The following is a 21,308-nucleotide window of genomic DNA, read 5'->3' on the forward strand; positions in this document are numbered from 1 at the left end:
AGCTTATTCAAGAGCTCCTTCCGCAAGGGAAATGGAAGCCATCATTCCAGATCCAGATGCTGCCGGTAGCGCCGCCCAATGTCATGCGAATTTGCCGACTTGTATTTGTCCATATCTCCTGCGATCCCACTGCGAAACCGTTTGCTACCTGGATAGTGCCGACGTTGGCGCCATCACTGCCGGCGCCGGCAACAAGCACACCTTGTGCAGGGTCGGATAGCAGAACTGCGTTAGTCGTTGCCGACGATGTGAACTCGAAACGCAGCTTCGCCTTGACCTTCACCCCATTTGGCACTGTCAGCGCCAGAAGTGCCGAAGTCGTCGAGATAGCGACACTCACTGCGTCCTTGACCGGCGTCAGGAAGGTATATTCGTCACGCGGATACAGCACAAACGGCCGAATGTTCGAACTTCCATCGGTCAGCACGACGCCGATGCATTTCACGATGGTATAGCCGGTGAGCAGCGTCGTGGTGATGCCGCCGACCGTTGGGGAAGTCGAAAGAACCACATCAAAAGACAGGTCGGCGTCCTTGCGCAGGGCATATGCGAAATAAGCGGCGTTCGCCGCAACGGCGCCGGCGTCGAGGCCGCCCGCGCCCGTTCCGGCCGCAAATGTTCCAGTCACCCTTTTGGTGAATGACGCTGCGCTGGAAACGAAGCTTGCCCCCGATCTGGCGGAGCCGGCGGTGAAATCGATATGGGTGTTCGGGTTGCCGCCGTTGTTGGAAAGGATGAGCCCGACGACGAAATCGCCTACCGCCGAGCTGTCAGCTTTACTCTGTATCCTGGCGAAGAGCTTGTTGGTGAAGAAAGCCGCACCGGAACATATGATGTTGACGCTATAGCCGTCCTTGAGGACAAGCATGGTCGCGCCGTCGATCGTCTCCACCCCGTTGGGATCAATCGTCACGTCCCCGCCGTCGGCAATGACGCAATAGTGCCAGTTTGCGCCGAGCGTCGACGCTGCGGTCAGGGTGAGTGTCGCGGCCGCCGTGAAGCGATGAACCGCATTGTCGTCGGATGCAAGCGCGGTGTAGTCGCCTGACTTGGCCGCATAGACCGAAGCCTTGTCGAACGAGACGTCGACGCCGTTCTGGGTGAACCCAAGCAGGCCGCCGCCCTTCAGATAGAGGCCGGTCTGCGGACTCGAGGCAAAGCCGAGGCCCGGGCCGGACACGGTTCCGCCTGCGGCCTTGAGGGGCGCGACCATCGGCGCCGAGCCGTCGCGCGGCAGCGAGTTGGTGATCTCGTTGCCGAGGTCGGTGGTCAGCGCGTTCCACGGCACCGGGTCGATAACCTGGCCGACGGAAGGTGTCGTGCCGGCGGGTTTGGAATAGACGCCGGTGGATGGGTTTCTGGGCATTCATCATCTCCAAAGAAAAAGGCCCCGCGGATTGCGAGGCCGTTGTGGTGGTGTGGCGACGGCGGGTGCATGGGCGGCCGTATTTTGCACGAGTTGAGCACCTGGAAATCGACAGCCTCGATCTGCCGCCTCAAGATCGTGGATATGGCAATGCACCCGTCTCTTCCAAGGCGGTATTTCAATTTGTCCGTTGTTGAGATCGGGCAACGGGGGGAAGGCCGGACCCGAGAGAGCCACCCGGCTTTCGGCTGACCTGACCCTCAAAGCGCCCGCAGCGTTACATTTACCAGTTCAGCCAGATAATTTTTCAAGCCACTAGGCTCGATGAAGCGGTAATAGAGATATGCAGATGCGACGGAAGCATTGTTCCATGGTCTTTGCGTGGGTGTAATTTCCAGTTCCGCTTGCGGACCGCTCAAATCAATATCTTTTGCGCTGGCCCAAGCATTGCAGAAATATGCGATGCGATCAGGAAGTTTGGAGTGGACGGGTCTCACGCCCGGCTGTGTATCAATACCGAAGAATGAGATGTGCCCGGGTGTGAAAGCCATTCTGGTCTGTCCGCCCCAAAGCATGCGAAATTTGGAGGTATAGTCAGCAAATCCGTACTCCGAGGCTTCCGGAGACATCGGAAGTTTGTCGGCTATCCAATAAACAGAAAAAGCAGACCATTCAGGATGATCAGCGAGATACTGAGACACAGCCAGATCCTTCGCTGCCCGCGCTTGCCATGCCGCGTAACTCTCCCACCACCGGCCGGTAAACACGATGAGAAGTCCTAGAAACACCACAACTGCTACGCTCTGGCTTCGAAGGTTGGTCGATCTGAATTTGACAACTCGCCATATGCCGATGCCCACCACGGATATTGGCAACGGCATAAGCATCGCGTTTCTCATCAATACGCCGGGTGCAGGGCTCTTATTAACAAGGATATAAGGGAGCGTTCCACATAGCAGCAAAAAGAGCCCAAAGCCGATAATCTTGAAACCGTCGCCACGTCGTTCATCTAATTCAGCGTTTCGAGCATCTCCCCTGTTCACGAACACGAAGCACGCGACAAAAAGGATCGAACTCACCGCAGCTCCCAGGTAAAGAAAAGAATTCCAATCATCAAGGCTCTTTGCCAAAGGAAAGACTATTCCATTGACAATGAATTGGTAGGAATTCTTTGCAATGCTTTCAACATCGAGACTGAAGCCGTTGTAGTTACTGTACAACCCTGATCTTTGATAGAAAATTGCCTTATAAACCCAGTACACAATGGGCAGAAGGGTGAAATCCGCTCGGGCCAGGCAGAATGACCAAAATGTCGAGATCAATTCCCGCGCATGACGAACTCGGCGCCCTGTCCTTCTCAGCCACACTGCATAGACGAGCACGAAACCAGCCGCATAGAGCACCAGCAAGGAGTTGAGCGTGAATGCAATGAAATAGACGCAAATTGCCAGCGCTCGGAGGAGATAGTGGCTCCTCCCCCGCATCCATTCAATTGACAGAAACAAATACGTAGCCAATAGAAAAAGGGCATAGGCAGCAAAGTATATCGAATATGTAAAAATAACCGTGATTGTGGGGATTGGCAGCAACTGCGTGAATATTGCGAGCACCAAAGACTCTCGCTCCGAAAAAAATCCAGACTTTGAAGCTAGGAGATAGGAGAAGATCGCAATAAAGTAGACGCCGATTATGACAGTGGATTTTAAAAGAAAAACATTCCCAACGAAGGCCATCGGCCAAACATAATACGTAAAGACCGGCACCCCTGCTGAGGAAAACATGTCCGCGATGGCGATCCAATCATTGTAGATCAACGTTGGAAATAAACCAGCATCCTCGGCAAAGATTCCTTCATTGAAGAAGGCCATCCAATGGGTGAAGAGAACAGCAATCGTCAGCAAAAGCAAACTACTCAGTTTCGGCTTGGCTTGAAGCTGCATCTCATTTCCCGCGCACTAGAATTTTCGGATATCGAGCCTTTGCGGAGCGATTTTCTAAATCAATCACGGTCGTAAGCAAGAGCAAATCCCGCTCATCCATGCTTGGTATTTATCTGCCCCGGTTCGCGCCTACCTAGCGAACCAACTGATTCAGCTTGCTTAAGCTCCTCTTTCGCAGAACGCCACTCAAGGCAACGAAAGCAGCAACTCGCCGCCGGGCGATGGTTCGGCGCCGTTGGCCGCGCCGGAATAAACACGCCTGTGTGCGACCCGGAAATAGGAGACTTGTGGGTACCGTAAATTGATATTGCATCGCAATAAAACTATTGGTAGCGGGCCGCCGGTTTGTGTTGTAGGGGGTCGTTTCATCCTTGACTCGCACTTGCCGCCAATTGAAACGCAGGCCCTTTATGCTCAAACGTCTCGTCAAAAACGCTCTACCCAGTTCGCACTGGCGGATGCGTGAGAGGTTGCACAAATCATGGAGCAAAGCAGCGGCGGCGGCTCCCGCGTATCAACGCCTGCAGATGCTTATAGCCTCGGCAATAAGCATTGTCCTCCTGATATGCCTGCTAAGGGCGGTGGATTGGGAGGAAGCCATCCGCATTTTTCGTAGCGGAATATCCGTCACATCGCTCCTGTGGTTTCTGCTTGTTACCTTCGGTATCGCTGTAGGTTATGCGGTGCGATGGCGCCTGTTGCTGGATGGTAAGATCGGTTACGGAACGTCCCTCATGGCCTCCCTACTCGGTCTAGGCGCCAACATGTTCCTTCCTGCGAGAGGTGGAGACCTTTTGCGTGTACATTACAGCCGAGTTGTCGCGACTGTCCCCTACGCAGACGCTCTTGGTAGGCTTCTGATCGAAAAGATGGTTGACTTGGTGACGATCATTTCTGTCGGCATATTTTCTTTGGTTTTACTGAGCCATACATTGAATTCCGAATACCGAAATGTTCTTCTGGTCATCATGCTTGGTGCAATAGTTGGGATATTTCTATCGGCATTGCTGGTAAGGTATTTCGGCGATCGGCTTGTCCCGATATTGCGGCCAGTCTTTGGTGTTATGCGACTGCAGGATTTCTTTGACCGTCACATCACCAATTTCATTCGAAATTCGGCACAAAGCTTATCTCTTTCCGTGACCATCGTTCCGGCCGTTCTCACGCTAGTTTTGTGGCTTTCGGCATACGCCCTTGCGTATATCTTCGTCGCTCGGTTTGTCGGCGTCGCACTGAGTTATCAAGAATCGTTGTTCGTGTTGTTTGCCGGCGGATTGGGCCTGATGATCCCAGCTGCACCATCCGGAGTCGGTACCTTTCATGCATCCGTCGTTTCGGCATTCGTACTACTAGGGCGCTCGCCCACGGAGGGGTTGCTCCTGGCGACGGCCGTTCATTTTCTGTTTTTTGTGGTGTACGTCGTGCCTGCAGCCCTCATTCTGGGACATTGGCGCTTGAACCGCTTGGCGCCGAGGTAACTTATGAGAGACTATTTCTATTCTCAATTGAGAAGGTACATTGGCCTCTTTGTCTTGGGCCAGAATTCCGTGGTCGAGATCGATCCGACGACGCCGCTGCTGATTGGTAGATTTCCTCAGGGCAAGGTAACTTTTCGCTCGAGAACGCAACCTGCAGAACCTGTGAATGAGTTTGACGAGCACAAGGTCGTCAAGATCGAAGACGTCACTGACACCAAACCTGATTACCTGGTCATCAGTGGCCTCATCCATTACGAACGAGACATACAGAGCATGTTCGCTCAGGCACGTGCATTGTGTTCGCCGGAGACACGCCTTGTTCTTACCTATTACAGTAGTATGTGGCGGCCGCTTGCGACTCTCGCATCCAAGTTCGGTCTGCGCCGGCGGGTTCCTGAATCAAACTGGCTTGCCCATGAAGACGTCCAGAATCTTCTGACGCTTGAAGACTTCGAATTGATACGGCTGGACCAGAAGATCCTGATCCCGTTCTATATCCCACTTATCAGCGGGTTCGTTAATCGCTGCCTTGCTCCTCTTCCGCTTCTTCGAACTCTCTGCCTTCTCAATATTGCGATTGCTAGGCCGATTGGCTACGCCGCTCCGAAGGCCGAACCTTCGGTTTCGATCGTCGTTCCGGCGCGAAACGAGGCCGGAAATATCGAGGATATCGTCAAGCGGCTCCCGGATATGGGGCCGGATGACGAACTCATTTTTATCGAAGGCAATTCTACGGACACGACTTGGAACGCGATCCAAGAGGTGCAGCAGCGTTATGGGGGCGAACGGTCCATCCTGATTGCCCAGCAGGACGGCAAGGGAAAAGGCGACGCCGTCAGGAAGGGTTTCTCCATCGCCACAAAGGATGTCCTGATGATTCTTGACGCGGACATGACCGTTCCGCCCGAGGATTTGCCCAAATTCTACAATGCGATCAAGGACGGGAAAGGCGAGTTCATTAACGGCACTCGGTTGGTCTATCCCATGGAAAAGGAAGCGATGCGCTTCTTCAACCTTCTGGGCAACAAGTTTTTTGCATTGGCTTTCTCCTTCGTTCTCGGCCAGAGGTACAAAGATACGCTATGCGGAACCAAGGTAATCAGCCGCTCCAACTATCTGAAGCTTCAGGCGAACAGATCCTACTTCGGTGATTTCGATCCTTTCGGCGATTTCGACTTGATCTTCGGTGCAGCGCGGATGGGCCTTAAGATCGTCGAGGTTCCGATCGGTTATCGCGAACGAGTCTATGGTGAGACAAACATCTCGCGTTGGCGCCACGGTGCCATTCTGTTGGCCATGCTGGTTTTTGCCGCAAGACGGATAAAGTTTCTCTGACGATGGAAATCGAAAGCGCTCTTTATGAGGCCGATCTTGCTCAAACGCTGGCAAATCGCGAGCGGCTGAGCGCAAATCCGAACCTGATGCACTGGTATGGTGAGCTCTACAAGGAGATGTTTCGGCAGGAACCGGATATCGCCACGAAGACCGTTCTGGAAATCGGAAGCGGAACATCGCCTCTCAAGCGCTTCCTGCCGAATGTCATCACTTCCGATGTTCTGAAGCTAGATTATCTGGATATTGTCTTCGATTGCCACGAGATCGGGATGCTGCCTGATATCGCGGACCATAGCGTCGATGTGATTACCATGACCAATGTTCTGCATCACCTGAAGGACCCCCTCATGTTCCTGCGCGGTGCGACGCGCAAGCTCGCAAAAGGCGGCAGGCTGTATGCGACGGAACCTTACCTGTCTTGGTTGTCCTACCCGATGTATAAACTTCTGCATCATGAGCCGGTGGATCTCAACATCCGTCGTCCGGTTCTAGATACCGTGCAGGGGCCTCTTTCGACTTCAAATCAGGCTATGCCGCATATGATTTTCTTTCAGCGGCCGGACTGGCTCGCCGAGCTTACGGATTGTTATAGCCTGGATGAGACTAGAATCAGCTATTTTACTTCGCTCTCCTATATGGCGACCGGCGGAATATCGAAGAAATTTCCTGTGCCTGGTTGGGCTTATAGGCCGTATTTCCAGCTCGACAGGGCAATGGGCAGAACGCTGCCTAAGGTATTCGCCTCGTTCTTCACAGCCCGTCTCACTTCACGAGATCAGGTGTAACGATGGTCCTGCTTCGCCTCGCCGATTGGCTCTATCGACATTGCTATCCCATTTACTATCCGCTCTACTCCCTATGGAAGGCGGTCTCGGAACGACGTGAGCGCACGCTGATGCGCAACATGATTTCACCGGGCATGATCGTCGCGGATATCGGTGCAAACATCGGAATTTACACCCGCATGTTCTCCGCACTGACGGGAGCAACCGGCCATGTGCATGCCTTTGAGCCGGCACCGGCGAACTTCGAGAAGCTTGAAGCGACAGTAAACGGCTTGTCGAATGTATCGCTGCGGCACGCGGCGGTAGGAGCCGACAGCGGCACCATAAAGCTGTATGTTTCTAACGAGCTGAACGTTGATCACCGAACATTCGATAGCGGCGACGGGCGAGCGAGCATCGACGTCCCGTTGGTGAGGCTGGATGATTATTTTTCTCCGGGGCAACGGGTCGATTTTATCAAAATCGATGTTCAGGGTTACGAACTGAGTGTTCTACAGGGTGCGGAGCGGGTTTTACGGGAAAACCGCGACATCAGGATATTCATGGAATTCTGGCCTTACGGCTTGTCGAAGGCGTTTGTGAATCCGTCCGAGCTGACCCGATTCCTAGAGATGCTGAATTTCGAGTTCCACAATATTGCGAATCCACCAGGCACAGCTTTCAGCTACGAAAGCCTCGATCCAACCAACGCGGGCCACTACTGCAACCTAGTCGTTGCAAGAAGAGCTTCCGCTAAACAAGATATCAATTAAAGGCAGCGTGCGGACGATGTTATCCACCAGCAACAAAATCCTGATCGCTCGTTACCTATCCAGGGCCGTCTTGTTCGTCCGCGGTTGCGTTGGCTTGCCTGCAACGATCGTAGCGCAGCGCCGTGGAATAAACTGGTCGCTGGACTTGAGGGACGGCGTCGATTTCGCGATCTACCTCCTGGGCGGGTTCGAGGTGCGAACGCTCGACAGATATAGAGAGCTGATAAGGGACGGAGATATAGTCCTCGATATCGGCGCCAATGTCGGTTCTCACACCTTGCCTTTGGCTCAGTTGGTGGGCGGAAAGGGCAAGGTGATCTCCTTCGAGCCCACGGCTCACGCATTTTCGAAACAGAAGACAAATATCTCGCTCAACCCGACGCTCGCCCAACGAATTGACCCTCACCAGATGATGCTGATGGCAAGTGCGTCCGAAACAATGCCCGAAGCGGTCTATTCGAGCTGGCCGCTTGAAGTCGCAGACGATCTGCATAGCGAACATCACGGTCGTCTCATGTCGACGCAGGGCGCGCGGCTCGGTACCCTGGACGAAACTCTGCGGGGTCTTGGGGTCGACAAAGTTGATTTCATAAAACTTGACGTTGATGGCAATGAGCTTGAGGTTCTGCTCGGGGCGACGGCAACTCTTGAAAGATCCAAGCCGCGTATAATGCTTGAATTAGCGCCGTATGTTTATGCCGAGAATCCCGGAGACTTCGATCGATTGTTGAAGCTTCTCTGGGACGGTGGCTACCAAATTGGAGACGTGGCATCGGGTAGAAAACTGCCGGAAGACGCCAGCAAAGTACGCGCGATGATAGCTGATGGTGGTGGTATGAACGTGATGGCTTTCGATAAGAGTCAAAAGGATTCTAGGTAACATGTCTCAGCTACCAATTGTTGCAATGCGTCCTTTCCTTAAGGTGGCCGTGGCTTTTAGTGCAGGATTTCTCCTCTCGGCAGGAGACAGGCGATACGCAACGCGCTAACCCGTTTCTACTTGGTTGCCATCTCAATTGTGGTGTATTAATCCGGCGCCGGACACCGCAAGCGATACAGCCAACGGGTTTTTTGGAGAAGCGTCTTTGTCGCGCGGTTTCATCGTAAGACTAAGCAGTTTCGATATCAGCCTTTGGGCTGGCGCTTGCAGATGCGGTTAAATCTTCAAAATCTGAGAATTGGTCACTGAATGGATGCGCAGTTCAATGAATGCATGAAGGTAGCAAGAAAGCTTGTCGACCCAAGTTTCCTTGAATCGTTGAAAAAGCCGCAACCGCGCGCGATCATCGTGGCGACCGCGATGATCTGGTTTCAGATAGTTGTCTCCTGGTCGATCGCACTCCTCGGCCCTTGGTGGCTGCTATGGCTGCCATTCCTGATCAACTGCGCAGTAACGCAGGGCATGTTGCTTTGGGTTCACGAGGCATCGCATTTCCATCTCTACTCCGACCGCCGTAAAAACGATATCTGGTGCGATGTGTTCTTTGCTGCGCCTGTCGGGATGTCAGTCGCCGCGTATCGGTTGCGCCACATGAGCCACCATGCACATCTGGGTACAGAGAAGGATGCGGATGGCTATCCCTATCGCGAGCCGATCAAGGGCTTCCGGGCGCTCGCCTGGGTCATGGTAAAGGCGTTGAGCGGTGGCATGGGAGTGTGGCTGGCGGCCGACAAATACGGTGGTTCGGCCCGAAAGGCGGCGTCGGCGAACTCGCTGTCGCCTTCCTGGTTAGCGCCAGTGGTGACGATCGTCTTCAACGGCTTACTGTTCGCGCTCTGCATTGTGACAGGCCGCTGGTATCTCTACATTCTCTTATGGGGCTATCCCATTGCGGCTGTAGCGATCGCCCTGAATATCGTACGCACCATTGCTGAGCATCAGCCTGAGGACTATCCGCTTTACGAGGACGGGAGGGAGAAGGCCATGATGCCGCTGGCTCGGACGACTGCGCCCAATTGGTTTGAAAAATGGCTTATGTACCAAGCAAATTTCAACTATCACATCGAACACCACCTTTTCCCAGCCATTCCGCAGCACAATCTCGCAAAACTTCATAGGCACCTCTTCGACAGAGGATTCTATGAGCATTTTCCGGGATGCCTGCAGCGCAGCGGTTTTGCAAAATTCATCCGACTCTCGAGAAATCGTAAGAACGATGATTTCTCGGATTCGGTTCAAGATGCATTGGCTCTCTAAGGTGTTGCACGGGACAAAATGAATTCTCAAGTGACAAACCAGATAAGATCAACGTCTACGATATGCTCCGGTTGTGGCGGTGAGGGCTGCACTGTTGTCGCTGCCGGGCAGGACTATATATATCACGGCACTGAAGACACCTTCAGATACGTCCGATGCGATGGTTGCGGTCATTTCTATCTCAATCCGAGGCCCGACATCAGCCAGCTGTCTTTGATGTATCCGGCCAACTACGGCACCTTTTCGAACAGATTTCAGGGCCGGGCAAATCTTCTTGGTAGAATAAAGACCATCGTCAATCGAAAGCGCCTGAAGGGCGTTGTCGCGCATCTTCCTTCGGGGGGAAGGGTGCTCGATGTGGGATGCGGCAACGGCGAGCTTTTGATCGCACTTCGTCAAGCGCGTCCTGATCTTGAGCTCTTCGGTCTGGATTGGCATTTCCCAGTTGAAACGCGCAACAGCCTCGAAAGCCAGGGAATAGGTGTTATCGAAGCGCCGCTTGAAGCTGCGGAATTGCCGGCACAACCCTTTGATTTCATCATCATGCTCCAACTTATAGAGCATCTTTGGGAGCCGGAGGAAAGCTTGCGACGCCTCGTCCGTGCCTTGGCGAAGGATGGCCGGCTGTTGATCGAAACGCCTAATACTGACGGCTGGGACAGGCGGCTCTTCGCGGGCGGTGCGTGGGGCGGGTATTATTTCCCGCGCCACTTGAACCTTTACAGTTTTGAGCGATTGGCTGAACTCCTGCACAAAGTGGGGTTGGCCGTTGAATCTCAACGCAATCTTCCCGCTCCATTGATCTGGATTTACTCCCTCCAAGGAGCTGTGCAGGCGCGTTTCGGCTGGAAGAGTTCCTTGACGAAGATTTTCGGCGTCAAAAACATACCTTTGATTGCTGCCTTTGCTTTTCTTGATATCGCCGCCATCGCGATGCGGTTTACAACGTCAAACCAACAGGCAATATCGAGGAAGGTATAGACGGCGATATCTGGCCTCGTTTTGCGACCTGCGCGGCGCCACCCTCGGTCTGATCATCACGCTCTCAATCTTGCTGCTGAACGCTATCCGATCCAGATCGCCTTCGAGGGTGGCTGAGATCATTTTTGCTTCTCACCCGGCAAGAGCGGATAGGCAGCCCTCCCCCCGCCCCCCTGGAAGAGCGCATTGATCAGCGCCATGCGTTGCTGGTCGATGATGTTTTCGGGTCCCAGGCGCATGAGTGCCTCCATTAGCTCATCACGCGGCTCGCCGCGAAGCACACTCAGCGGAGCGACTTCATCGGCGACGCGAGCTGCGTGGGCGCCTGCATTCTCCTCAAGGAGGGATCGCGCGAGACGGCGAGCCATAGTCAGGCCGAGATCGCCCCAGCTCTTATCCGTTGGAATTTCTTGAGGCTTGGATACCTTGCCGAGATACTTCTCGAACCCGGCCTCCCCTGCCGTGTCAGCTGCGCTGGTTACACCATTTTTCGTGTTGGCAAAAAAGGCTTCGCGATCTATGGCATTGAGTGACGCATCGGCTTTTTCAGGCCCGAACATCATGCCCAGTTTTTCGCGGTTCCAGTCGCCTTTACCGCGAATAATTTTGCCCAGCGCGTTTATATCACCGCCTTCGGTTCCAACCGCACGATAGATGTCGCCGAGGGTTCCCTGCCGTATACGTGCAGACTCCGCAGAGGGACCGACTAGCGTACCCTGTGGTTCGGCACCTGCCACCAGTTTCTCCTGAAGCTCTCCGGGGCGCATGGCGCGCGGGCCATCGGCGAGAACAGACTGCCCCTGCAGTAAGCCCTCTCTTTGTCGACCCAATTCGGCAAACTGCGCATCAAGCTCCTTCACGCCGGAGGCAGATCGAGCAAGCTTCTCATCGAGCATCCCGCGAACGCCGCGGAGCGTCTCGAGGACTTCAGGATCGTCGGCAGTCTTCATAATCCGATCGATTGCGCGGCGTGTTTCGTACGCTATAGCAGGATCGGAAGAGAGGGTGTCTTTCCCGAAGTCATTGAGCATGTTCCTGACGTTAAGAAGGTCGCTCTGTTCACCACCGCGCCGATACGGAATCAATTTATCGAGACTCTCCGCAACGGGCGTGAAGTCAGAAGGCGGTAGCTCCTCAACCGCAGGGCGGTACTGACTTTTCACCTGCGCCTGACTGGCTTTGAGTTCGCTGTCGATCGTGGATGGAACCGGATCAGGCCCAAGGTTGGTCTCGAAGTCCGACTTGAGACGGTTACTCGCCATAGAGCCGCGCTCATTCAGAGGACCCACGACCTTGCTCCGCGTGGATTCCCGGGCTGCACCGCTCTTGGCGACACCGCGCCATTCTGGCAAGGCGTCTGCAAACATCGCGTCAGGCCCGAGTTCGTCGAAACGGTCACGAGCGGCGGCGATCTTATCCGGATCAGAAACTTTCGCGAGCCAATTGCGAGAATCCCTTGTCAGACCTGCAAGTATATCCCGCACCGGCTTTGAAGCCACTTCTTCTCCAAGGAGCGCGCGTGTGAGAACCTTGGCGCCAAGCGCGCCTGCTTTGACACCGGCTCCAATAACTTCCCCCGCTAAAGGGCCACCCAATCCAAGCAGCCCCCCCTCAATTGCGCCCCAGCGGGTTTTCTCAGGATCGCCGCCACTTCTCACGTGAGCGTCCGCGGCACCAATACCGGTGCCGGTCAAGCCTGAGACCAGCGAGCGCATCAACATGCTGCCGCCGGCAGCGCCGAATGCTTCGGGTGCAGCCAGTATTGCTGGCACGGTGCCAACGACGCCACCCGTTATCTGCGCAGCCTTATCGATTCCCGGGTTAGCCTTCTTCTCTGCGTCTTCCCACTCGTGGGCTCGCTTGAGCACGTCGTCATAGTATTGATCCGTGAGACCGGCAACTATCGCCGCTGGAATCTGGTTTAATCCTTCGCGGATAATTGGCCCAGCGATTGGAATTCCCTCAAAAAGACCGCCACCGGCGGTGTGGATCATTGACCCAACGTCGTCGGCTGGCTTTGGAAGACCACGCGAAAGCTCATCCACGATCCGATCCTGTTCCTCCGGAGTCAGATTCAAAAAGCTTTCGTCGACAGGAACAATGTGGCCATTGACGGTGATTGACGCCATTATCGTTCAACGCTCCATGTGGATCGGTTGGATGTCTTGTTTGGTGTGGAAGGCGCGCCCCACCTAGAAGCCGGGATTTGCCTCTCACCGTTGAAACCCGGAACCTTATTGCCGCCGACGAGCGACGACAGGAAGCCGGGAGACTTCGCTGGCGCGGCGGGAGTCTCGGCAGCCCCTACCCGCCCCTCCTCATTCTGCTGCCTGATCTCCAGCCCACCCATCAGCGCCTGCGCAAGCCGCGCCGCCCCTTGCCAGGGCGATTGGATCGGGCTCGTATCCATACCCTGCTGCAGCATGGCGTAAGCCAGCCGCTTGCGCTGGTCGCTAAGGTCGCCCTGCGTCTTGCCGGTGTCGCCGCCGAAAATGAACGCCATCAGCCCACCGCCCTTCCGTAATCGACGCGGTCGAAACCGTCTGCGTGTTCGAACACCGCGTCCGGATGCATCGTGCGCACATCGTCGGACATCAGGCCGATCTGGGTCGGGCCGCCCTCCTTGTACCGGAAGGCATAGACCGCCAGGCCGTTATCCAGCGTGCCGACGCGTTTGATGTTTTCCTTCAGCCGACGGTCGGATTTCGCCCAGCCGCCGAGCAGCGAGCCGCCAAGACCAAACAGACCGCCCATTGCGGCGTTCGACTGGGCGAGCTGCTGGTTGTAGAGACCCATCTTCTGATTGAAATTCTCGTTGATCAGCCCAGCCTGATCCTCAGTCGGCAGTTGCGTCGTCGGCGTGTTGACATAGCTCGGCTGGTGGACCTGCGAGCCCGACATCAGTGCCGAAATCTCGTTCAGCGGCTGGTTTCGTTCGGTCAGGATCGAGTTCTGGGCATTCGAATACATGTCGCCGAGATACTGGTCGGATGCGGCCTGCTTGCGCGTCGAAAAATCGCTCAGCGCATTGTCATAGGCGGCCGAGCCCATCGAGATGCCCTTGTCGGCAAGGCTCTGATCGAGGCTCGCCTGATCGCGGTCCCACTGGTTGTTGAAGCCGGACCGCCAATGATCGTTGACATATTTGTCGACATTGCCGGCGCTGAGATCGACATTGGTGCCGAGCACGCCCGAAATCTTGCCGGTCTGGTCGTTGGCGAGCTTGGCAAGGCCGAGCTGCGTCTGCTGCGTCTGGTCGTAGATCGCCTGGTTCCCGGGCGAATAGGTCTGATAGGCCGAATAGGTGGGCAGCCGATAGGTCTTACCGTTCTGGTCGGTCATCGTCTGGTAGCCGCTGACCTTGTATTCCAGCGAACCATCCGGCGTGTATTGGTTGGTGTGGCTGAGGCCAGCATTGGCAATGGCGGTGTCGACGTTGGTGGCCGTCTGCGCCGCTGCGGTCTGTGTCGGATCAGGCGCCTTTGGGGCCTTCGGCGTGGAGACCATAGGGAAAATCCTCTTTCATGATTGCGTAAAGCAGCGCGTCGCAGTCGCCGAAATAGGCCTGCTGGCAACCTTCCAGGCGTGCACCGAGTCTTGCCAGAACCTTCTGGGATTCGGCATTGTCGGCGCGGGTCCTTGCGGTTGCGCGGCGGCAGCCGAGCTGATGCACGACATAGCGAAAGACCGATCGCATCAGCGTCAGTGTCAGCCGATCGGCGGCAAGCGAAACTTCGACGTCATGCTCGGTCCAGACGTTGAAGACGAAGCCGGCGATGATCCGGCCGCGGTCGATATGGGCAAGCGTCGTGTAAGGCGGGTGAAAGGTGACCCCGATCCTGTTGCCGACCCAGGCCGCGATCTGCTCGCGCGGTTCGGAGACGATCAAATCGGCGCGCCCTTTTCGTAAAGCACCGAGCCGCCGACCACGGCCGCTTCCGAGACGGAGCCGGACGAGCCCGAGATCAGCGCCCGGATCGTCGGCGCCAAGGCCGAACCGGCGCCGCCGGCGGAGGCGAATTTGCGGACAAGCGAAATGCCCGGAAATTTCGACACGCCCCAGACCGCCGTTCCCCACTTCGCCGCCGTATTGTTCTCGATCGACGACAAAAGCGCGTTGGGAATCTTGGTCTGATAGTCCACCGAGATCCCGGCATACATCAGCGTGGAAACCCCGATCTGCGCCGTCACCCCGATCAGCTTCGAGAGCTTGGTCGAGAGCCCGTCGCCATAGCGGCTCCAGGCGCCGACCATCAGCGCGTCGATCGCCATGCCATTGTCGTTGGCGCCGACCTCGGCCTCATAAACCGTGCCGTCGCCCGCGCCGAAGAACAACCGGTCCTGCCAGGTCGCCCAGCAGGAGGCCGGCATGCCGACGAAGCGGCACCAGGCCCCAGTTTCGGTGTTCATCACATATTGATAGGGACCGAAGGAGGACGGCAGATTGACGATCGCCATCTGCCTGGCCGGGAAGCTCGAAAGCTGCCACTCCTCAGAGGTCGTGCCGGTCGCCGCAACGGTCTCGCGCCAGGTCGGGCCGATCTTGGCGGTGATCGCGCCGAGACTGGTCGCACCCCGGTCGAGCTGCACGGCCTTGGTGATCGGCACGATGCCGTCGGTGGTCATGATCGCCAGATCGGCGCCGACCGACAGCAGGCATCGATCGGTGCCGAGCGGCCGGCCGAGCTTGAAGGTGCCGATCAGGCCCCAATTGGAAGCACTCGAGGGATCGGAACCCTGGAAAACGATCACCTCGCCTTCCGAGGAGATCAGCACCAGGCACTGCTGCAGGCCTGTCGAAACAGGGATGGTCCAGACGTTGATCGCAATCAGCGTGCCGCCATATTTCATGTTGCCGCCGACCGGCAGAACCGTCGCCGTGCCGCTGACGGCATCGGTGGCGAGATACCAGACATTGGTCGAATTCTTCTCGATGAACCAGAGACGCGAACGATAGGCGGTGACGGCGATCAGCAGCGAGGCGTCCGGAATGCCCGTAATCATCGTCGAAGGAACGTAAGCTGTGGCGACCGCGCCCGTCTCAAGCTGCGCATTGGTGACCGTTCCCGAGACGGTGACGACAAGCGTGCCGGCCGCCGGCGTGAAGGTGAGCGTCACCCGGTTGGCGACGCCCGTGCCGTTCAGCGTGCCGGTGAAGGCGCCGGAAAGGGTGACCGAGCCGGTGCCGAAGAAGCTCAGCGTATAGGGCGTGTTCCTGACGGCGACGTTCTGGGTGGCGAGCGTTGCCGTGCCCACCAGAAAATTATTCGTCCAGGTGGTACCGTTGAAGAGCAGCGGCGTGTCGAGGCCGTTGACGAGGCGCAAAAACTCCTGGCCGGCCGGGTTGGTATATTGCTGCACCGACCAGTGGGCGCTGGCCATGCCGGAGACGACGGGCGCACCGGCGGCGCCACCCGCCGTGACGTCGAAGATCTTGTCTCCGGCGGCGGCAAACAGCCTGTTGCCGACGCCCGAATAGGCAATGACCGTCTGCACATCGGCGCCAAGCCCGGTGGCGAAAGCGAGGAAGCCATAGCGGGCGCGCACCCGGTTTGCTTCGGGAAAGAAATTGTCGAGCTGAAACGCCGCATCGGCGGGCATATCCGCCATCTCGACATCGGTTCGCCAGCCGCCGATCGGCGCGATCCAGTCTTTGCCTGGTGAAACGCGGCCGGTGCGCCCATTTTGAGGGACAGGTCTGCGGGTCATGGGTTGGACACCGTGATCGTGCCGGGCCAATAATTCTCAGGCGCCTGCCCCCTGCCCGGCAGCGAGAGGTCGACGGGCGCTGCGGCGCGATCGGCGCCGATCGCGGCTTCCTTGGATCGCTCGAAACTGGCGATCTCCTCGCCATAATCGAGGCCCTTGGCCCGCTTCCAGCGCCAGATCAGCGAAAGTTCGAGAAGGTCTTCGGGAAAACGGGCCGTATCGGTATCGTTCGCCCAATTGGCGGCATAGGTCGCCTCGCCGTTCAGCGCCACCCAGAAGCCGGAAATATACTCGTAAGCCATCGTCTCGCCTGCAGCGTTCGGGTGGATGTCGAGCCTGCCGCCGGCCATGCGCCAGATCTGCGGGACCGGGTTCGAATTGATGATCCTGTTGCGCTGCCAGGTCTGCGGCTCCACCGGGCCATTCAGCTGCCAGAGGCGCGAGGCATTCCAGATCTTCGAATTGGCGGCGAAACGGTCCCAGTCAGCGGGCGGCTCGGCCGGTTCCGGGTTGGCGCCCGTCGTTGTGAATTGCCGCTGCACCATCAGCGTCGACCAGTCATGCTCGCGCATCAGGTCGCGGCCGGCTCGGGTGGAGAGGATGCGCAGCTGCATGATCTGCGGATCCGCCGAGGACATGACAGCCGTCGGCGGATCGAGGTCGATTTCCGCGCAGACATTCTGAATGATGGTCAAGAGCGACATGCGCGGGATCTCCGGTTCAGGCGGCGACGCGGCCGCGGGATTTGGCCCCGCCTTGACGTTCGTTTTCGAGAGTCTCGAAGCGGGAAGCCATCTCCCTCATCTGCTCCTGCAGGCGGGTGACCTCGCCCTTCAGCCGCTCGTTTTCGGCGGCAAAGGCCGAGGCAGCACTCGAATTCTCGGCGGTGGCCAGATAGGCCCGGGCGGCGGCGACGAGCTCGTTCGCCCCCATGCCGATCTTCTGCTTGACGGTGTCGGAGAGGGCGGCGAGCTGCTCGACGGTATAGATGTTGACCGCTTCCAGCTCCTTGATCTGGCTGGGCTTGAGATAGGGCCATTGCGCCAGCGGCGTGCCGGTCAGCTGCTCGCGGGCGGCAGCGCCTTCCTTGAAACGCTTATAGGCATCGGAAAAGCGCTGTTTGTCATTGTCGGTCACCTCGCGATAGACTTCGGTGTGCTTGTCGCCGGAGATGAAGATGCGAACGAATTCCTTGTCGGCGAAAATCGGCCGGCCTTCCTTCTCCGTCAGAAAGGTCTGTTCGACCGGTTCGAGGCTGAAGGAGGCATAAATTCCGGTGCTGCTGTCGGGCATGGTGTTTGTCTCGCTGTTGATGGCGGGGGGATGTGGATGGCGATGTCGTGCGGATGGCTGCCCCTCACCCTAACCCTCTCCCCGTAAAAACGGGGAGAGGGGACCTGCCCTACGAGAGGTCAGTGGGAACGTAGAGGTTGCCGCATATCCCCTTCTCCCCGCGAGCGGGGAGAAGGTGGCGGCAGCCGGATGAGGGGCACGCCACGCATAGAAAGATTGGCGAAAACGGGCGCCGAAGCGCCCGTCGATTGACGTGATTTAGTTCACCTTCGACAGGAACGGCCGCATCAGCGTCGCCTCGAGCACACCCGTCGCGGTGATGGTGATGCCGGTACCGTTAGCGGTGGCGTTGGCCGAGAGGGTGATGCTCTGGACGACGCCGCTCGGGTTGTAGGTGATGCCCGAGATGGTCGTGCCGCCGGCAATCCCGGTGCCGGCAACGGCCGCCCCGATGAACGGACCGGAACCGGCATTCAGACCGGAAAGGCTCGTCAGCAGGTTGGAGCCGTTGACGGTGGTTGCGGTAAACGTCTGGTTGGTCGCCGCAAAGTTGACGTTGGCGATGGCCTTGGTGGTGGCCGTGGCCGATGCCGGGGCGCTCGCCTGGCCTGCGGTGGTGGTGGTTTCGGCAACGACGAGGGCCGCCGTTGCGGTTGCGATCAATGCCGGAGCCTGGCCATTGCGCTGCAGCCAGACGTAATAGGTGCCCGGTGCAAGGGTGATGGCACCGACCGGGCCACCGGTCAGTGTCGGGGGCTGAGCAGCACCCGAAAAGACGCCGCAGCGCTGGCCGACGACGGCAGCCGCCGTGGTCAACAGCGAGGCGACATAATCCCTGGTCCACTGGAACCACTGGCCGGGCTGAAGGGTCGTCTGCGAGGCCAGCACCAGCTGGCAATAGACCCATTCGGATTCGCGGTCTCCGCCGGCGACAGCGCCGAGGGAGAAGTTCGGGCCCGGAATACCGGAGCCGGAAACGATCGGGCCTTCGACGACGAACGGGTTCGCGCCAAGACGATCGGACTGGATTGTTGCGACCGACATTTGCTTTTCCTTTCGTTGACGATCAGGCGAACAACACGCCCTGCAGGAAGGCGTTGTTCATGGTGAGGTTACCGGCGAAGCCCATGAGCTGCACGAAGGCATCCTGGTTGGTGTTCATGCGCTCGTCGCCGATCGGCGCCATGTCGCGGTCGCGGTGCGGGCGGTAGAACAGATACTTGGTGTTCAGGAAGAACATCTGGTTGAGAGGCGCACCGCCGCCGAAGCCGCCGTCGAAGATCACGTCGGCGCCCATGTACTGCAGCGACTGGAAGCCGGCCATGCCCTTGTCCGCCGAGGTGATGCGCTGGATCGCCTGCAGCGATTCCCAGTAGAGGCGGAAGAAATTGTTGTCGGCGACAACAAGGTCAGGCGCGTCGGAACCGCGAACGCAGGACATATAGAGCCGGTTCATATAGCTCTGGATGTTGGCATTCGAGGCCGCCGCACCGCCGTCGGCCGAGGCCGAGAATTTCTGGTTGCGCCAGAAACCCCAGGTGGCGCGAGAAATGCCGCCGACGGTGCCAGAGGTCGGAGAGGTCGAGATCAGCAGCTGCAGCCCGCCGATCTGACGCCCGCCATCGGCCGTGCCATCGGAATAGCAGTCGAGGGCGATGTTGTTCTTCAGCGTGGTTTCGGCGTTCTCGATGCGCTGCTCGAGCAGATCGAGGATCGCATCCTCGCCGGAATTCTGCAGCTGTTCGAGACCGGACATGGAGACGGCGACCGCGGCCTGCTTGAGGTCGTATTCGGCCGCGGTGATGACGTCGGAGGGCTGGACGTTGAGGATATCGTATCCGGAATAGCGCTTGAAGGTACTGTTTTCCTGGTACTGCAGTTCCTGGACGATGGTGCGGCCGCCGGAGATGGGCTTCTTGCGGCCGCGGCTGTTCAGACGGGTGAGAAGACCGTTGTTCTTCGTCACGTCGTCGGCGACCGTGCCGCTGCGGTTGCGCAGCGTCGTGGTGACGATTTCAGAGAGGTTGGGCGAAATGGGCATTGATCATTCCTTTGATCAGACCTGACCGCGCGAAAAACGCATGGCGTCGCGCAGCGAGTCCCGGATGGAGGTGGGCTGGCCTCTTGCCGCGTCGCGGGTCGGGCCCGGCGCGGAGGAACCAGAGATGGATCGCGAGGCGCGGCGGGCTTGATCTGCCGCTGCGGCCCTCTGGGCTTGCTGTGGATGGACTGGAGCCGCTGCAGTCTGACTGATCAACTGCCGGCGAATGTCCGGGCGCATCCAGCATGCGGCGTCGTAGGCGTCCTGAAGCGTCGATGCCCGCCCTGCATTGATAAGGGCGACCATGTCGTCAAGCACATCTTCGGCGTGCGCGTTTGCCGGGTCGGAAAGGAAGGTATCGACTTGAGTTTCGGTGTCCCTTTTCCGCAGAACATGTTCGACCGTCGCCTCGACATTGATGGGTCGCGGCTGCGGTCCTCCTTGCTGTGGTCCGGCCTGCTGCGAACTCCGCTGCAGGACGTGATCCATCTCGCCATTGACCAGGGCGTGAAGATTGACCCCGGCCATCCTGGCGACGTGAACGACGGTGTTGACGGGATCGTGGATGAGCGCCTTTTCCCAATCGATCGCCCGGCGCATGACATCGGCATGGGTCATGCCGGCCTGGCGGATGAGCGGCGTGAACTCCTCGAGCCCCTTGTAATCCTGCAGGACGCGGAAGCCGTTATCGACCTCCTGCTCCCGCTTGGTAATGGCCGCCTGCACTTCCCCGGGAAGGCTTGAAAATTGCGCCTTGGCCTCCGTCGACCAGCCGGGCGGAACCCGGCTGCCGATAGCTGCCGGCTGTTCCCGGGACTGCATCTGGGTCTGTGCTTGGGGCGTCTGCTGAGTGGCGTTTGCCGCGGGCGCCTGCCCTGCCCTTGCCGCTGCGGCTTGCTCCTGCCCCTTGGCCAGGAAGCGGCCATTTTCCCCGTCGCGCGGCTGGCCGGCGATATCGCCCGGTCCATTGCCTTCGACGGTGTCGATCGCCGCCTTCAGGCTGTCGCGGATGCTGACCGGCTGCTCGTCGAACGCGCCAAAATCTTCGCTGCCGTTGCCGGCCTCGTTCAAATCTTCCATAGGGTATTCCTTTTTCGGGGATTGATGCCCGTTCAGGCGTTGTATTCGGCGTGAACTCGCCGCAGTTCTTTGCGGATCTCGTTGCGATCCGTCTTCGGTTTCTCGATCGGCTGCGGCTTTTCGTTGCCGATCTCGACCACGCCGGCCGATCGATAGGCCGAACGCAGCTTGGCCTTCGAGGTGTAATACCTGCCGTCATGCATCGACTGGATGTCGATGCTGTCGCTGACGAAATGCGGCGCCGGCAGATCGGACTGCGCCGGGTTTTGCGCCGGCATGCAGTTGTGCGGCCATTTATCGAGCGCGTGCCAGCCGCCGCAGACGCGGCAATAGCGTTCTCTCATCTCTCAC

General features: G+C 57.8%; 20 protein-coding genes. 7 read left to right on the forward strand and 13 right to left on the reverse strand.

Going from position 1 to position 21,308, the window contains the following annotated elements; genetic code table 11:
- Nucleotides 1-7 precede the first annotated feature (7 nt).
- The gene (locus tag HX899_RS30435; RefSeq protein WP_181294102.1) at nucleotides 8-1,366 is read right to left on the reverse strand and encodes a hypothetical protein; all 1,359 of its coding nucleotides are present in this window, start codon (nucleotides 1,364-1,366) and stop codon (nucleotides 8-10) included.
- 260 nt (nucleotides 1,367-1,626) lie between these two features.
- Nucleotides 1,627-3,306, reverse strand: a complete 1,680-nt coding sequence (locus tag HX899_RS30440; RefSeq protein ID WP_181294103.1) for a hypothetical protein — start codon at nucleotides 3,304-3,306, stop codon at nucleotides 1,627-1,629.
- Nucleotides 3,307-3,716: 410 nt separating this feature from the next.
- Between HX899_RS30440 and HX899_RS30445 the strand changes: the two genes are divergently transcribed.
- The 7 genes from HX899_RS30445 (at nucleotide 3,717) to HX899_RS30475 (ending at nucleotide 10,834) form a co-directional block, all read left to right on the forward strand.
- Nucleotides 3,717-4,784: a lysylphosphatidylglycerol synthase transmembrane domain-containing protein gene (locus HX899_RS30445; protein WP_246697207.1), complete on the forward strand. Its 1,068-nt coding sequence runs from the start codon at nucleotides 3,717-3,719 to the stop codon at nucleotides 4,782-4,784.
- Between the two features lie 3 nt (nucleotides 4,785-4,787).
- Nucleotides 4,788-6,119, forward strand: a complete 1,332-nt coding sequence (locus tag HX899_RS30450) for a glycosyltransferase family 2 protein (protein WP_181294104.1) — start codon at nucleotides 4,788-4,790, stop codon at nucleotides 6,117-6,119.
- Nucleotides 6,120-6,121: 2 nt separating this feature from the next.
- A complete protein-coding gene (locus HX899_RS30455) occupies nucleotides 6,122-6,904 on the forward strand; it encodes a methyltransferase domain-containing protein (RefSeq protein WP_181294105.1) in 783 nt (260 codons plus the stop codon).
- Between the two features lie 2 nt (nucleotides 6,905-6,906).
- Nucleotides 6,907-7,656, forward strand: a complete 750-nt coding sequence (locus HX899_RS30460) for an FkbM family methyltransferase (RefSeq protein ID WP_181294106.1) — start codon at nucleotides 6,907-6,909, stop codon at nucleotides 7,654-7,656.
- A 16-nt stretch (nucleotides 7,657-7,672) separates the two neighbouring features.
- A complete protein-coding gene (locus tag HX899_RS30465; protein ID WP_024322753.1) occupies nucleotides 7,673-8,536 on the forward strand; it encodes an FkbM family methyltransferase in 864 nt (287 codons plus the stop codon).
- A gap of 309 nt (nucleotides 8,537-8,845) precedes the next feature.
- Complete coding sequence (locus HX899_RS30470; protein ID WP_181294107.1) at nucleotides 8,846-9,853, forward strand: fatty acid desaturase family protein; 1,008 nt, start codon at nucleotides 8,846-8,848, stop codon at nucleotides 9,851-9,853.
- A gap of 18 nt (nucleotides 9,854-9,871) precedes the next feature.
- A complete protein-coding gene (locus HX899_RS30475) occupies nucleotides 9,872-10,834 on the forward strand; it encodes a bifunctional 2-polyprenyl-6-hydroxyphenol methylase/3-demethylubiquinol 3-O-methyltransferase UbiG (protein WP_181294108.1) in 963 nt (320 codons plus the stop codon).
- A 119-nt stretch (nucleotides 10,835-10,953) separates the two neighbouring features.
- On the opposite strand, the gene HX899_RS30480 is transcribed toward HX899_RS30475, so the two are convergent.
- The 11 genes from HX899_RS30480 to HX899_RS30530 all read right to left on the reverse strand — a co-directional run bounded on the left by HX899_RS30480 (nucleotide 10,954) and on the right by HX899_RS30530 (nucleotide 21,301).
- Nucleotides 10,954-12,963, reverse strand: coding sequence for a hypothetical protein (locus HX899_RS30480; protein WP_246697208.1), 2,010 nt, complete (start codon nucleotides 12,961-12,963; stop codon nucleotides 10,954-10,956).
- Nucleotides 12,963-13,337: a hypothetical protein gene (locus tag HX899_RS30485; RefSeq protein ID WP_246697209.1), complete on the reverse strand. Its 375-nt coding sequence runs from the start codon at nucleotides 13,335-13,337 to the stop codon at nucleotides 12,963-12,965. The genes HX899_RS30480 and HX899_RS30485 overlap by 1 nt, the downstream gene beginning before the upstream one ends.
- Nucleotides 13,337-14,341 carry a tail fiber domain-containing protein gene (locus tag HX899_RS30490; RefSeq protein ID WP_181294109.1) on the reverse strand — a complete coding sequence of 335 codons (1,005 nt, stop codon included), beginning with the start codon at nucleotides 14,339-14,341 and terminating at the stop codon, nucleotides 13,337-13,339. Before HX899_RS30490 ends, HX899_RS30485 begins: the two co-directional genes overlap by 1 nt.
- Nucleotides 14,307-14,723, reverse strand: coding sequence for a GNAT family N-acetyltransferase (locus HX899_RS30495; protein WP_171599272.1), 417 nt, complete (start codon nucleotides 14,721-14,723; stop codon nucleotides 14,307-14,309). The genes HX899_RS30490 and HX899_RS30495 overlap by 35 nt, the downstream gene beginning before the upstream one ends.
- Complete coding sequence (locus HX899_RS30500) at nucleotides 14,720-16,543, reverse strand: hypothetical protein (RefSeq protein WP_171599271.1); 1,824 nt, start codon at nucleotides 16,541-16,543, stop codon at nucleotides 14,720-14,722. Before HX899_RS30500 ends, HX899_RS30495 begins: the two co-directional genes overlap by 4 nt.
- The gene (locus tag HX899_RS30505; protein ID WP_171599270.1) at nucleotides 16,540-17,247 is read right to left on the reverse strand and encodes a hypothetical protein; all 708 of its coding nucleotides are present in this window, start codon (nucleotides 17,245-17,247) and stop codon (nucleotides 16,540-16,542) included. Before HX899_RS30505 ends, HX899_RS30500 begins: the two co-directional genes overlap by 4 nt.
- A 16-nt stretch (nucleotides 17,248-17,263) precedes the next feature.
- Nucleotides 17,264-17,836 (reverse strand): hypothetical protein, encoded by a 573-nt coding sequence (locus tag HX899_RS30510; protein ID WP_181294110.1) that lies wholly within the window; start codon nucleotides 17,834-17,836, stop codon nucleotides 17,264-17,266.
- 258 nt (nucleotides 17,837-18,094) lie between these two features.
- Nucleotides 18,095-18,880, reverse strand: a complete 786-nt coding sequence (locus tag HX899_RS30515) for a hypothetical protein (protein WP_181294111.1) — start codon at nucleotides 18,878-18,880, stop codon at nucleotides 18,095-18,097.
- A 22-nt stretch (nucleotides 18,881-18,902) separates the two neighbouring features.
- On the reverse strand, nucleotides 18,903-19,877 hold the full coding sequence (locus HX899_RS30520) for a phage major capsid protein (RefSeq protein WP_017990701.1): 975 nt from the start codon (nucleotides 19,875-19,877) through the stop codon (nucleotides 18,903-18,905).
- A 15-nt stretch (nucleotides 19,878-19,892) separates the two neighbouring features.
- A complete protein-coding gene (locus HX899_RS30525; protein ID WP_181294112.1) occupies nucleotides 19,893-20,957 on the reverse strand; it encodes a hypothetical protein in 1,065 nt (354 codons plus the stop codon).
- Nucleotides 20,958-20,989: 32 nt separating this feature from the next.
- Nucleotides 20,990-21,301 (reverse strand): hypothetical protein, encoded by a 312-nt coding sequence (locus HX899_RS30530; RefSeq protein WP_181294113.1) that lies wholly within the window; start codon nucleotides 21,299-21,301, stop codon nucleotides 20,990-20,992.
- Between the last annotated feature and the right edge of the window lie 7 nt (nucleotides 21,302-21,308).

Source organism: Rhizobium sp. WYCCWR 11146 (assembly GCF_013591995.1).
GTDB classification, from domain to species: Bacteria; Pseudomonadota; Alphaproteobacteria; order Rhizobiales; family Rhizobiaceae; genus Rhizobium; species Rhizobium indicum.

Coding starts and splice junctions, on each gene's coding strand:
- HX899_RS30435 (WP_181294102.1), bottom strand. CDS start 1,366: ATGCCCAGAAACCCATCCACCGGCGTCTATTCCAAACCCGCCGGCACG.
- HX899_RS30440 (WP_181294103.1), bottom strand. CDS start 3,306: ATGCAGCTTCAAGCCAAGCCGAAACTGAGTAGTTTGCTTTTGCTGACG.
- HX899_RS30445 (WP_246697207.1), top strand. CDS start 3,717: ATGCTCAAACGTCTCGTCAAAAACGCTCTACCCAGTTCGCACTGGCGG.
- HX899_RS30450 (WP_181294104.1), top strand. CDS start 4,788: ATGAGAGACTATTTCTATTCTCAATTGAGAAGGTACATTGGCCTCTTT.
- HX899_RS30455 (WP_181294105.1), top strand. CDS start 6,122: ATGGAAATCGAAAGCGCTCTTTATGAGGCCGATCTTGCTCAAACGCTG.
- HX899_RS30460 (WP_181294106.1), top strand. CDS start 6,907: ATGGTCCTGCTTCGCCTCGCCGATTGGCTCTATCGACATTGCTATCCC.
- HX899_RS30465 (WP_024322753.1), top strand. CDS start 7,673: ATGTTATCCACCAGCAACAAAATCCTGATCGCTCGTTACCTATCCAGG.
- HX899_RS30470 (WP_181294107.1), top strand. CDS start 8,846: ATGGATGCGCAGTTCAATGAATGCATGAAGGTAGCAAGAAAGCTTGTC.
- HX899_RS30475 (WP_181294108.1), top strand. CDS start 9,872: ATGAATTCTCAAGTGACAAACCAGATAAGATCAACGTCTACGATATGC.
- HX899_RS30480 (WP_246697208.1), bottom strand. CDS start 12,963: ATGGCGTCAATCACCGTCAATGGCCACATTGTTCCTGTCGACGAAAGC.
- HX899_RS30485 (WP_246697209.1), bottom strand. CDS start 13,337: ATGGCGTTCATTTTCGGCGGCGACACCGGCAAGACGCAGGGCGACCTT.
- HX899_RS30490 (WP_181294109.1), bottom strand. CDS start 14,341: ATGGTCTCCACGCCGAAGGCCCCAAAGGCGCCTGATCCGACACAGACC.
- HX899_RS30500 (WP_171599271.1), bottom strand. CDS start 16,543: ATGACCCGCAGACCTGTCCCTCAAAATGGGCGCACCGGCCGCGTTTCA.
- HX899_RS30505 (WP_171599270.1), bottom strand. CDS start 17,247: ATGTCGCTCTTGACCATCATTCAGAATGTCTGCGCGGAAATCGACCTC.
- HX899_RS30510 (WP_181294110.1), bottom strand. CDS start 17,836: ATGCCCGACAGCAGCACCGGAATTTATGCCTCCTTCAGCCTCGAACCG.
- HX899_RS30515 (WP_181294111.1), bottom strand. CDS start 18,880: ATGTCGGTCGCAACAATCCAGTCCGATCGTCTTGGCGCGAACCCGTTC.
- HX899_RS30520 (WP_017990701.1), bottom strand. CDS start 19,877: ATGCCCATTTCGCCCAACCTCTCTGAAATCGTCACCACGACGCTGCGC.
- HX899_RS30525 (WP_181294112.1), bottom strand. CDS start 20,957: ATGGAAGATTTGAACGAGGCCGGCAACGGCAGCGAAGATTTTGGCGCG.
- HX899_RS30530 (WP_181294113.1), bottom strand. CDS start 21,301: ATGAGAGAACGCTATTGCCGCGTCTGCGGCGGCTGGCACGCGCTCGAT.